Origin of the sequence: Paraburkholderia domus (assembly GCF_905220705.1) — a bacterium.
In the GTDB taxonomy this organism is placed as follows: Bacteria; Pseudomonadota; Gammaproteobacteria; order Burkholderiales; family Burkholderiaceae; genus Paraburkholderia; species Paraburkholderia domus.
In genome coordinates, this window is sequence record NZ_CAJNAT010000005.1 from 293,003 (window position 1) to 305,679 (window position 12,677).

The following is a 12,677-nucleotide window of genomic DNA, read 5'->3' on the forward strand; positions in this document are numbered from 1 at the left end:
CTACGTGGTCGGCGACGTATCGCTGATCGGCGGATGCGCACCTGGATCGGGCGGCAGGGCGGTCAACAGCCGCGGCCCGTGCTGCGCGCCGGCCTTCCAGCCTGCCTGCCAATCCGCTTCGCCGACGGGTTGCGCCGCCAGCATGACGAGGCTATGCGCGGCCACTTCGACCTCCGGCACCGCCAACCGGTGTGGCGCGCTTTCCGGCTCAGCAGTATCCAGCAGCACATGCCATTCCAGATGCGGTGCGGGTGGCGCGAAACGCACCGTTTCCGCCGAGGCGTTGAGCATCATCAACAATACTTCTGTTTCGCCATTCAAGCCTGGACCTGCGCGCCGCAGCGTGAACGCGCGGCCTTCGGGGTCCTGCCAGGCCTCGATGGTGAGTGGATCGCCGTGTTCATCGAACCAGCCGACATCGAACAGGCCCGGCAATACTTCGCGATCGCCGAACAGAAAGCGCGTTTCGCGCAGCAGCGGATGCTGTTTGCGCAGTGCGATCACGCGCGCGACGAAGGCGGTCATCTGACGGCCTTCGAGCGACTCCGCGCGCTCCCAGTCAAGCCATGATAGTTCGTTATCCTGGCAGTACGCATTGTTGTTGCCGTTCTGCGTACGCAGTGACTCGTCGCCTGCCAGCATCATGGGCGTGCCGAGCGCCATCAGCAGCGTGGTAATCAACGAGCGGGCCACGCGCTTGCGAGTTTCGAGAACGGCCGGATCGTCGGTTGGGCCTTCCACACCCCAATTGCGACTGCAGTTTTCGTTGTGGCCGTCGTTGTTGTCTTCGCCATTCGCCTCGTTATGCTTGTGTTCGTACGCGGTGACATCGGCGAGCGTAAAGCCGTCATGCGACGTGACAAAGTTGACCGATGCCCACGGCTTCCTGAACCGCCGGTTGAACAGATCGGCGGAGCCGGTCAGGCGCGCGGCAAGGTCGGGGCGCAGGCCCGCATCGCCGCGCCAGAAGCGGCGCACCGTGTCGCGGAAACGATCGTTCCATTCGGCGAAGCCCGGCGGATGATTGCCGAGTTGGTAACCGCCCGGGCCGATATCCCACGGCTCGGAAATCAGCTTGCGCTGCGACAGAATCGGGTCCTGGCGCAATGCGTCGAAGAAACCGGAGCCGGGATCGAAACCATGCTGCTCACGACCGAGCGTCACGCCGAGATCGAAACGGAAGCCGTCGATATTGAACTTGGTCGACCAGTAGCGCAGCGAATCCATCACCATCTGCAGCACGCGTGGATGCGCCAGGTTCACGGTGTTGCCGCAGCCGGTGTCGTTGATCTGGTGGCGTTCGTCGCCGGGAATCAGGCGGTAGTAACTCGCATTGTCGAGGCCGCGCCATGCGACGGTCGGGCCCATCTCGTTGCCTTCGCAGGTGTGGTTGTAGACCACGTCGAGAATCACTTCGATGCCGGCCGCGTGCAATTGACGCACGGCGATGCGCATTTCATCGAGCCGGTGCGTGCTCAGATACGACGGCTCCGGTGCAAAAAATGCCGCGGTGTTGTAACCCCAGTAATTGCGCAGGCCGCGCTCCACCAGAAAGCGGTCATTCAGAAACGCATGCACGGGCAGCAATTCGACAGCGGTCACGCCGAGTTTCAGTAAATGGTCGATGAATTCCGGCGAAGCCAGTGCGGCAAACGTGCCACGTTCGTGCTGGCGCAAATCGGGGCGCAACATCGACACGCCGCGCACATGCGCCTCATAGACGACGGTTTCGCCCCAAGGCACATTCGGACGCTTGTCGTGCGACCAGTCGAAGGCTTCGTCGATCACGACGCACTTCGGCATGGCCGGCGCCGAATCGCGGCGGTCGATGGAAAGGTCGGCTCGATTCGAATGCACGCGATAGCTGAACAGCGCGTCGGACCAGCGGAACTGCCCGACCAGTTTGCGTGCATACGGATCGAGCAACAGTTTGTGCGGATTGAAGCGATGCCCATGTTGCGGCTGATACGGCCCATGCGCGCGAAACCCGTACGCGGTGCCGGGGTGCGCATTGGGCAAATAGCCGTGCCAGATTTCGTCGGTGCATTCGGGCAGCGTGAAGCGTCGGATCTCTTTGCGACCGGTGGGGTCGAACAGGCAAAGCTCGATTTTCTGCGCATTCGCCGAGAACACTGCAAAGTTGACGCCGAGGCCGTCCCAGCTGGCGCCGAGCGGATAGGGCGAGCCGGGCAGAAGCCGGTCGGGCAGTGCATGCGACATGATTCCCCTTCCTTGTTCTGTTTTATGAACGCTATCGTGGGACTTCATGCAACGAGCGCGCGGCCTGGCGGCCGCGCGCTTGCCTTACAACACATCCATCAATCCGCGCGCAAAACGATCGTCGCCAAAGGCGGCAGCGTCAGCGCAGCGGAATGCGGCCAGCCGTGGTTCGAGATTTCGTCGGTATGAATCAGGCCGCCATTACCCATGTTCGAGCCACCGTACACGCCGGCATCCGTATTCAGCACTTCCACCCAGCGGCCGCCGCGCGTCATGCCGATCCGGTATCCGATCCGCGGCACCGGCGTCATATTGCACACGACGACGAGTTCGCGGCCTTCGCCATCAGTGCGGCGGTAGGCGTACACGCTGTTGCCGTTGTCGTCGCCGACCAGCCATTGGAAACCGCCCGGCTCGCTGTCGAGCCGATGTAGCGCAGGTTCCTCGTTATACAGATGGTTGAGGTCGCGCACGAGTTTCTGAACGCCGTGATGGTTCGGATCGTCGAGCAGATGCCAGTGCGGCGACGTGTCGTGATCGAACTCGGCCATCTGGCCGAATTCGCCGCCCATGAACAGCAGTTTCTTGCCCGGATGCGTCCACATGAAGCCGAAGTACGCGCGCAGATTGGCGAACTTCTGCCATCTGTCGCCGGGCATCTTGCCGAGCAGCGAGCCTTTGCCGTGAACGACTTCGTCATGCGAGAGCGGCAGCACGAAACGCTCGGAATACGCGTACACCATCCCGAACGTCATCATGTGGTGATGGTATTGGCGGTAGACCGGGTCCTCTTCCATGTAATGGAGCGTGTCGTGCATCCAGCCCATGTTCCACTTGAACTGGAAACCGAGGCCGCCGTCTTCGATGCGCGCCGTCACGCCAGGCCACGCGGTCGATTCTTCGGCGATCGTGATCGCGCCCGGTACGCCCGGCACATAGCCGACTTCATGATTCAGCCGCTTCAGAAACGCGATCGATTCGAGGTTTTCGCGCCCGCCGTAGATATTCGGCACCCACTGACCAGGCTCGCGCGAATAGTCGCGATATAGCATCGAGGCGACCGCATCCACGCGCAGGCCGTCGACGTGATAGCGCTTCAACCACGCGAGACCCGATGCCACCAGGAACGCGCTCACCTCGTTGCGACCGAGGTTGTAGATCATCGTGTTCCAGTCCTGGTGATAACCTTCGCGCGGATCGGCGTGCTCGTAGAGCGGCGTGCCGTCGAAGTCGACCAGGCCATGCGCGTCGTTCGGAAAGTGCGCCGGCACCCAGTCGAGAATCACGCCGAGACCGGCCTCGTGCGCCTTGTCGACGAACAGGGCGAATTGCTCAGGCTTGCCGAAGCGTGCGGATGGCGCGAACTGTCCGAGCGGCTGATAGCCCCACGAACCGCCGAACGGATGCTCGGCAACCGGCATGAACTCCACGTGCGTGAAGCCCATGCTTTTCACGTAAGGAATCAGCCGCTCGGCGAGTTCTTCCCAGGTGAGCCCGCGCTGACCTTCTTCGGCGACGCGCAGCCACGATTCGGCATGTACTTCGTAGATCGAGATCGGCGAGCGAGGGGTTTGTTTGGCGGCGCGCGACTGAATCCAATCGTGATCGGTCCATGCAAACTGTTCGATCTCGTCGACGTGCGCGACCACTGACGCAGTGCCCGGCGGCTTTTCCGTTTGCATCGCGCACGGATCGGCTTTCAACGGCAGCGGATGACCGTCGCGCGACAGCAACTCGTATTTGTAGCGCGTGCCCGGACCGACGCGCGGTACGAACAATTCCCATACACCGGCTTGATGACGCAGCCGCATCGGATGACGGCGACCGTCCCACGAATTGAAGTCGCCGACCACCGACACGCGCCGCGCGTTCGGCGCCCATACGGCGAAGCGCACGCCCGGCACGCCGTCCACTTCCATTGGGCGCGCGCCGAGGCATTCGAGCACCGCGTACGGGTCGCCACCGGCGAGGCGGCCCAACGGCTCGTCGCCGAGAACGGGGCCGAACGAATACGTGTCCTCGATTTCCTGCACGGTGCCGTGCCAGTCGATGCGCAAGCGATAGGGCGCCGCCGACGTGACGCGCCCCGCAAACAGCCCCGGCCTGAGTTGCTTGAGCTCGCCGAGCGTGGCGCCATCCGCGCGTGAAATCACCGTGACGTGCGAGGCGTTGGGTAACAGCGCGCGCACCACCGGACCCGCATCCGTCTGATGCATGCCGAGCTGCGAGAAAGGATCGGGGTGACGCGCTTCGACGAGCGCGTCGATTTCGAGCGGTTGAAGGCCTGCGGCCGGATCGTGCTCACTCATAGTCGCCCTCGGCCGGAGTAGGCGGTGTGGCGGCGCCTGGCGCCTGGGTTGATGGATCGTGCTGCGAGTGGCCGGTGTCGCCGAGCAACCGGCTGGTGAGCGCGGCGAGGCCGCGTACCGGCAAACTGAGCCACGTCGGACGGTTGGCCGCTTCGTAACGGATTTCGTACGCGGCTTTCTCGATCAGGAACAGATCGAGCAAGGATTGTTCGGCTTCGGGCGCGACCAGTTGCGTCGGCGAATCCGCGACGGCGGCGCGGTACTCCTTCAGGAACGTTTCGGTCGCGTGGGCCCGGAAGCGGTCGAACAGCACGCGTTTGCGATCGGCAGTTTGCTGCGGCGCGCTTTCCATCGTGGACTGCGCCGCTGCGCTCGCATACGAGAGCGAGCGCATCAAGCCGGCCACGTCGCGCAACGGGCTCGACTTCTGACGCCGCTCCTCGAGCGTGCGCGCCGGCTCGCCTTCGAAGTCGATCAGATAGGCGTCGCCCTGCGCGACCAGCACCTGACCCAGATGGAAGTCGCCGTGAATGCGAGTGCGCAGTGCGCCCGCATCGCCCGACACCAGCTTGCTGACCGCGGCGACCAACGCGGCGCGGCGGTCGATCAGGCTTTGCGCCAACGCTTTCGTGTCCGGATCGCTCATCTGCTCGATGCGCGGGGCGAGCAGATCGAGCGCGCCGGCGAGCATGGACTGCGTGCCGTCGACCCACGCCTTCACCTGGTCGGCGCTGGCGAGTTCCGGTGCGAATGCCGGGTCGTCGGAAGGTGACGCAAGCGCCATGTGCAGTTCGCCGAGCCGCTTACCGATGGTGCCGGCCAGCGCGCTGTAGCCTTCCATGAGAATCGCTTCGTTGTCGCGATCCGGCGATTGCCCGTCCGTGTCGACGGCGATGGCGAGTTCGTCCACCGAGCGGCGCAGGTAGTCGAGCGACCAGTTCCAGGCGTCGCCCTGATTGTCGATATAGCCTTGCAAGATAGCGAGCGTATGGGGCACGCCTTCGGGATCGACGCGCACCACTTCACCATACAGTGGCGCGGTGTTCGCGTAGCCGAGCTGGGTCAGATAGCGGCTGATTTCCGCTTCCGGATGAATGCCGCTTACCAGACGCCGCACGAGTTTGAGCACCGCGGCATCGGCGATGATCAGCGAGCTGTTGCTTTGTTCGGCTGCCAGCCAGCGGATCTCAGGCCGTTCGCCGAGATCGTCGAGTTCGGAGAAGCGCTCGGTCGGTATGAACCTGATTTCGCTCTTCTGCACGGTCGGAATGACCGCGCGTTCGCGCAGTTTGCGCAGCACGCCATGCGCGAAGATCGGCAGCGCGAACGCGTCCGTCAGATGGCCGACGTTGCGGCCGCGGCGCACGCGCGCCAGCGCCAGTTGCATGAACAGCGGTGTAGTGGTTTCGCCGCCCCACGTGATTGCGATCGGCACCACGTAGCGCTCGGTGTGATCGCCCACGTCCGCTTCGATCTCGGTAAATGCGAAACCGCCGTTCGGGATCGTGGTCAATGCGGCAAGGTGCACGGCGTGCATCTTCTGATCCTTCGATGCAAACCAGCGGCGCCGGCTCAGCCATGACGGCAGCACTTCGGATTCGAGCAGGCGGACGTTTTCCGGCGTCGGGCCGGCCTGGCCCTCGCGGATCACGATCGTAACGAATTCGGGTAGCGGCTCGGAATGTGCCTGCGCCCAGGTCGGACGCTGGCCGCCCGGGCACAGCATGAACCACAGGAAACCGTACGGCGGGAAGGTCAGCAGATAAGTGAGCTGGCCGATTGCCGGGAACACGGAATCGGCGGTCATTTCGATCGGCACCGAGCCGTTGAATTCCGATAGATCGAGTTCGACCGCTTGCGGTGCGCGCGACAGGTTGGCTACGCACAATATCGGCGGCTCGCCTGGCAGTTCGCGCAGATACGCAAGGATCTTGCGGTTTTCCGGTTTCAGGAAGCGGATCGTGCCGCGTCCGAAGGTTTGTTTCGCGCGACGCGTGGCGAGCATGCGCCGGGTCCAGTTCAACAGCGAATGCGGGTCGCGGCTTTGCGCTTCGACGTTCACGGCGTCGAAGCCGTACAACGACCCCATCACCGGCGGCAGCACCAGTTGCTCAGGATCCGCGCGCGAGAATCCGCCGTTGCGATCCGACGACCATTGCATCGGCGTGCGCACGCCGTCGCGATCGCCGAGGTGAATGTTGTCGCCCATGCCGAGCTCGTCGCCGTAGTAGATCACGGGCGTGCCGGGCATCGACAGCAGCAGCGAATTGATCAGCTCGATGCGCCGGCGGTCGCGCTCCATCAGCGGCGCGAGGCGGCGGCGAATGCCGAGGTTCAGGCGCGCGCGCCGATCGCTCGCATAGGTGTTCCACAGATAATCGCGCTCGGAATCCGTGACCATTTCCAGCGTCAGTTCATCGTGATTGCGCAGGAAAATCGCCCATTGGTTCGTTTCCGCGAGGTCCGGCGTCTGCCGCATGATGTCGGTGATCGGGAAGCGATCCTCGCTCGCAATCGACATATAGATGCGCGGCATCAGCGGGAAGTGAAACGCCATGTGGCATTCGTCTTCGTCGCCGAAATATTCCTTCACGTCTTCCGGCCACTGGTTTGCTTCGGCGAGCAGCATGCGGTTCGGATACTCGGCGTCGATGGTCGCGCGGATCTTCTTCAGTACCGCATGCGTTTCCGGCAGGTTCTCGTTGTTGGTGCCTTCGCGTTCGACCAGATACGGCACCGCGTCGAGCCGCAGCCCGTCAATGCCCATGTCGAGCCAGAAGCGCATCACTTGCAGCACTTCCTTCAGCACGGCCGGATTGTCGAAGTTCAGATCGGGCTGATGCGAATAGAAGCGATGCCAGTAGTAAGCGCCCGCGACCGGATCGTGCGTCCAGTTCGACGGCTCCGAATCGATGAAGATGATGCGCGTTTCCTGGTACTTCTGATCGGTATCGGACCACACATAGTAGTTGCGATGATTCGACCCCGGCTTCGCGCGACGGGCGCGCTGAAACCACGGGTGCTGATCCGACGTGTGGTTGATCACCAGTTCCGTAATCACGCGGATGCCGCGTGCGTGCGCTTCCTGAATGAAGCGCTTCACGTCGGAAAGCTGGCCGTAGTCCGGATGCACATTGCGGTAATCGGCGATGTCGTAGCCGTCGTCGCGACGCGGCGACGGATAGAACGGCAGCAGCCAGATCGCATTCACACCGAGCTCGGCGATGTAATCGAGCTTCGCGATCAAGCCGGGAAAATCGCCCACGCCGTCGTTGTTTGCGTCAAAGAACGACTTGATGTGCACCTGATAAATGATCGCGTCTTTGTACCAGAGTGGATCGTCGCTCAGGGCCGCGGGCTTGCCGCGCCGATGCGAGCGCGCCTTGGCCGCACTGTCGGTGGCCGCGCTCGCATGGGTTTGCGACGTGCTTTGGGCTGAATCGTCACGCTTCATGTCGCACCTTCCGTTGGGGTTGGGTTGCCAGCGTTGTCTGCGTGATAGTCGCTGTCGGCATCATCCGGGCGCTCGGCGGGCAGGCCGCCGAGCGGCGCGATGCGCCAGATCGAAAACGGCTGGCCAGAACCGAGCCGGACGTGTTGCGAGCGGCCGTGCCATTCGAAGCGTGCGCCGGTCATCTGATCGGTCACTTCCAGCGCGCCATGGTCGTGCAGATTCCAGTGCTGGAAAGTGTCCCACGACAATTCAATGTCTGCGCCCTGTTCGTTGAATGGGTCGAGATTGATTGCCACCAGGATCACGTTGTCGCGTGCCTGCGTCGCTTTTTCGAAGAACAGGATGTTGTCATTGTGCGCGGGGAGGAACGTGAGGCCCAGATGCGTTTGCAGCGCCGGGTTCGTGCTGCGAATCCGGTTCAACGCACTGATCTCGCCGACAATGTTGCCGGGCCGGTTCCAGTCCCACGCGCGCAGCTGATACTTCTCGGAATCCAGATATTCCTCGCTGTTCGGCAGCGCGGCGGCTTCGCACAATTCGAAACCGCTATACACGCCCCACAATCCGGCGAGCGTGGATGCCAACGCGGCCCGAATCAGAAAGCCGGAACGTCCGGAAGACTGCAAATGCCGCGGGTTGATGTCCGGCGTATTGACGAAGAAATTCGGCCGGTAGAAATCACGCGCGCTGGTTTGCGTGAGTTCGGTCATGTACTCGATGAAGTCGCGTTTGGACTCACGCCACGTGAAATACGTGTACGACTGCGAGAAGCCGATCTTCCCGAGCCGGTTCATCATGCGCGGCCGGGTGAAGGCTTCGGCGAGAAAGATCGTGTCGGGATAGCGCGAGCGCACGTCGGCGATTACCCATTCCCAGAACGGCAGCGGTTTGGTGTGGGGATTGTCGACCCGGAAAATGTGCACACCCGCCTCGATCCAGAACAGGAAGACGTCGCGCAGCGCGAGCCATAGACCGGGCTTGGCGTCGTGCGCATAGAAGTCGGGATTGACGATGTCCTGGTACTTCTTCGGCGGGTTTTCCGCGTAACGCAGCGTGCCGTCGGGCCGCCAGGCGAACCACGTCGGATGCTCCTTCAGCCAGGGGTGATCCGGCGAGCACTGGATCGCGAAGTCGAGCGCGATTTCGAGGCCGTGCGCGTGCGCGGCGGCCAGCATCTGCTTGAAGTCGTCGAGCGTGCCGAGTTCGGGATGCACAGCGGTGTGGCCACCTTCGGTCCCGCCGATCGCATAGGGGCTGCCTACGTCCCCCGGTTGCGCGTTCAGCGTGTTGTTGCGGCCTTTGCGGTTCGCGATGCCGATCGGGTGGATCGGCGGGAAGTACAGCACGTCGAAACCCATGTCGCGGATGCGCGGCAGTTTCGTGATGACGTCAGCGAAAGTGCCGTGGCGCGATTCGTCGTCGCTCATCGAGCGCGGGAAGATCTCGTACCAGCTGGCAAAGCGCGCGGCGGTCCGGTCGGCATCGATCTTGTAGACGATCGGATCGCGGCTCAGGAACGGCCGGTGGCGCGCGGCGGTCATCGCTTTCGCGGTGGCCGGTTCGAGCAGCAGCGCGAGCTTGGCCTCGGGGTCGGCCTTGGTGAAGAGCTTGACGATCTGTTCGAGCGGCTCGGTCACCGCGCCTTCTGCGGTTTCCACTTCGGCGAGCACCAGCGCGAACAGATGCGTGGCTTCGTCGAGTTCGAGCTCGACGGTTTGGCCTGCCTTCAGCTTCTTCTGGATATGCTCGACCAGCGACGCAAAATCGTCGCGCCATGCGATGACCGTGAATTCGTGACGGCCGAGACGCTCCAGCGGGATGCGTGCTTTCCAGATATCGAGGCCGGCCGGCTGTGCCGGGCTCATCGGTACTTCGTGCCAGGCCGTTTCGTCGGCGGCGCGCCAGATAACGGCGGCGGCAATCTTGTCGTGACCTTCCGCGAAGATCGCGGCGGTGATTTCGGCGCGTTCGCCCACTGAACGCTTGGCGGGGAAGCGTCCATCGTCGACCGAGGGCGCTACGCTCTCGATCGCCACGCGCGGCGCGTTGATCGCTTCGAGGACGGTTTTGTGGCCGCTGCGCTTGCTGTTCGCTTTGTCGATGGGCGGCGCGAGGCGGACCGGATTGTCGGCTACCGCGCGGAACAGGCGCACTGCGCCGGGTGCGAGCGTGAACGGCGTCAATGCGGCGGGCGTGGCTTGCCCAGGCGCGTCGAGCGGGGCGAAGCGGGTGAAGTTGCCCGGCACGCCCGGGAGGAAGCGCGCGGGGTCGACGCGCACAGGCGCGCCGAGGTCCGGATTGATGACGATCAGGACCGCTTCGGCAGCGTTGCGCAGATCGGGTGTGTCGGCACGCAGCAAGACGGCTGCAGGCGCGCCGGGACCGCTCAGCGGGCGCAATTCGCCATTGGCGTGCAGCGTCTTCGTATGGCGCGCCACCTCGTTCGCATGGCTGATCCGTTCCGAAAGATCGAAAGGCTTCGATTGACAGGCCAGCGCAAACTGCGAAGCGTCGCCGCGTGTCTGCGACATCGGCTCGGCGATGCCGTATTCGAAGCCCATCGGCATCATCCAGCCGGTGCCGGTCGAGGCCGACGCGAACAACGCACGCCGGTAGGCCCGTTCGACGATGGCGGCGTCGTGCGCATCGCCGAGATCGGCGGCGAGGCGGGTGCCGTAAGGCGCTTCGGGAAAGGCGATGGGTGGGGCGATGCGCGCGAGGGCGGCATGCTCTTCCACCATCCAGCTGGCGCGGAAGTCCCACCAGCGCACCGACGAGAACACGCTGTCGAAGCCCGCGCCTTCGAGGCCGAGCAGATCGCTCCGGGCGAGACCCGGCGTCGCGGCAAGGAAACGCACGTCAGGATGCTTTGGGCGAACCGCGTCGCCGAGTTGCCGCCAAACTGCGGCCGGCACGCGATGCGGCGAATCGAACCGGAAGCCGCCAACCCCCGCCTCGGCCAGCGCCAGCAATTGCTGCGTCCACCAGTTGACTAGCGGTGTGCTGCTGGCTGCATCGTTGAAGTTGGCATACGCGACGTTGTCCTCGTGATGCACGTGGCGTGGATCGAGCCGCGCCTCGTCAGACTCGAATGAGTGGAACCAGCCGGGATGTTCGGCGTACAGCACGCCATCGGCAGCCATCCGGTCGATCACCAGGTCGACCAGCAAGATCAAGCCATGCTGGCGGGCGGCGTGAGTAAGCGTGCGAATCGCCTCCGTGGCCGGTTGCTGAGTCTCGAACACCGGATGCAGCCGGCCGTGGTTGCCGACCACCTGTCCGTGACCCGCCCGGCCCGGCTCGAAGATGCCGCCGATCAGTGCGTGATCGAAGCCCAGTCCGGCTGCGTGAGCGAACTGCGAGGGCCATGCATCGAGCGGCCCGACGAGAAGTGAATGGAAAAAGTAAATCCGCGGCGCGTACCCGTTTGGAGATTCCATCGGTCGTTTCCAGATTCGTCCTGCTGCGGTGTGGATGCAATTTACATGCGATCACAGCGCTCATTGGGCTTCCAGAGCCGGATACCGCGCGATGCGTAAAGCGAGGGCGCGTACTGGTCAATGTAGTGCAAAGATCGTCACGCCGCTGGCCAGTAGCGGGTGATTTGACGCCAGACGGCGCTCACCCGGGGCTGGCCAGAACTATTCGCAAGACGCAGCAAACGTTGTGCCAGTGCGTTCTGGACGGAAGCGGAAAGGTGGGAAAGCGCGCGCCCAAGGGGCGGCGCGACGAATGGTCTGAAGAGCGGCAGGCGCGGTGGCGGAGCGCCCACGTGTAAAACGGACGGGCGTCGCCTGGGTTTTACACGGAGTGAAGCGAGACGTGTGTCGGGGCCGCAAAAGGCGAAGCGGCGGCCGGCGGGGCAAGCATTGCGAGGGAAAAGACTGTCAGTGAAGAAGGGCGGGTCAAGAGCCGACAAGGCCCGCTGCTATGTTCACGCACAAGCCGAGCACGGCGACGTTGAAGTAGAACGACAGAATCGATTGAGCGAGCGCGGCGCGGCGAATCGTGCGGGAGCGCAGTACGACGTCCGAGGTTTGCGAGGCTACGGCGATGGTGAACGAGAAGTACAGGAAGTCCCAGTAGTCCGGCTGAAGCTTGTGGTCGGGAAACAGCAGGGCGGTCTCCGTTGCATCCGCGTCGTAGTAAATCCGCGCATAGTGCGACGTGAAAATGGTCGGGATCATGAACCATGCGCCGATCATCGTCAGGCCGGTCAACACGTAGTGCCACGCAGTCGAGGCGCCGGCCGTGCCCTTCGCGGAGGCCAGTTCGAGCACGATCGCGGCAATGCTGGCGATCGTCGCGACGCAGATGACGAACAGCACCACACCGGCGTTTTCATCGTCGCGTCGAGCAGATTCACGGACCCGGCCTTCGTCCGCGAAGGCCATGTGAATCCAGATCAGCACGAGATAGGTCCATACGGCGGCGTCCCAGCCGACCAACCCGCGCACCATGGGGCGTGTGTGTCCGGGGAGCACCAGCGCGGCTACGACACCGACGGCGAGGCCGATCAGCATGCGTGGTCGATTGCGGAGAACCTGCGGAAAATAATTTTTGAGCATGGAGTCAAGGGTGAAGGGCCGTCTGTGTCGCGGATTCTACTCGCGCTTCAGGTGCCATTTGTCGAATGGGCGAATCACAAGCTATAGTCTTTCGCAGAGGCCTTGCGTGCCACTTTCAGTTGAAAG

Annotated in this window: 5 protein-coding genes; all 5 read right to left on the minus strand. The window is 63.4% G+C overall.

The window, feature by feature from the left end:
* On the minus strand, positions 1–2,220 hold the full coding sequence (gene glgX, locus KHO31_RS13125; RefSeq protein ID WP_201077827.1) for a glycogen debranching protein GlgX: 2,220 nt from the start codon (positions 2,218–2,220) through the stop codon (positions 1–3).
* A gap of 98 nt (positions 2,221–2,318) precedes the next feature.
* Complete coding sequence (gene glgB, locus KHO31_RS13130; RefSeq protein WP_201122292.1) at positions 2,319–4,529, minus strand: 1,4-alpha-glucan branching protein GlgB; 2,211 nt, start codon at positions 4,527–4,529, stop codon at positions 2,319–2,321.
* Positions 4,522–7,983 (minus strand): maltose alpha-D-glucosyltransferase, encoded by a 3,462-nt coding sequence (gene treS, locus KHO31_RS13135; protein WP_211623503.1) that lies wholly within the window; start codon positions 7,981–7,983, stop codon positions 4,522–4,524. Before treS ends, glgB begins: the two co-directional genes overlap by 8 nt.
* The gene (locus tag KHO31_RS13140) at positions 7,980–11,423 is read right to left on the minus strand and encodes a maltotransferase domain-containing protein (protein WP_211623505.1); all 3,444 of its coding nucleotides are present in this window, start codon (positions 11,421–11,423) and stop codon (positions 7,980–7,982) included. Before KHO31_RS13140 ends, treS begins: the two co-directional genes overlap by 4 nt.
* A gap of 465 nt (positions 11,424–11,888) precedes the next feature.
* Positions 11,889–12,551, minus strand: coding sequence for a DUF1345 domain-containing protein (locus KHO31_RS13145; protein ID WP_201077841.1), 663 nt, complete (start codon positions 12,549–12,551; stop codon positions 11,889–11,891).
* Positions 12,552–12,677 lie beyond the last annotated feature (126 nt).

Bases quoted from the DNA above. Each gene is read 5' to 3' on its own strand.
- glgX (WP_201077827.1), bottom strand. From the start codon at position 2,220: ATGTCGCATGCACTGCCCGACCGGCTTCTGCCCGGCTCGCCCTATCCG.
- glgB (WP_201122292.1), bottom strand. From the start codon at position 4,529: ATGAGTGAGCACGATCCGGCCGCAGGCCTTCAACCGCTCGAAATCGAC.
- treS (WP_211623503.1), bottom strand. From the start codon at position 7,983: ATGAAGCGTGACGATTCAGCCCAAAGCACGTCGCAAACCCATGCGAGC.
- KHO31_RS13140 (WP_211623505.1), bottom strand. From the start codon at position 11,423: ATGGAATCTCCAAACGGGTACGCGCCGCGGATTTACTTTTTCCATTCA.
- KHO31_RS13145 (WP_201077841.1), bottom strand. From the start codon at position 12,551: ATGCTCAAAAATTATTTTCCGCAGGTTCTCCGCAATCGACCACGCATG.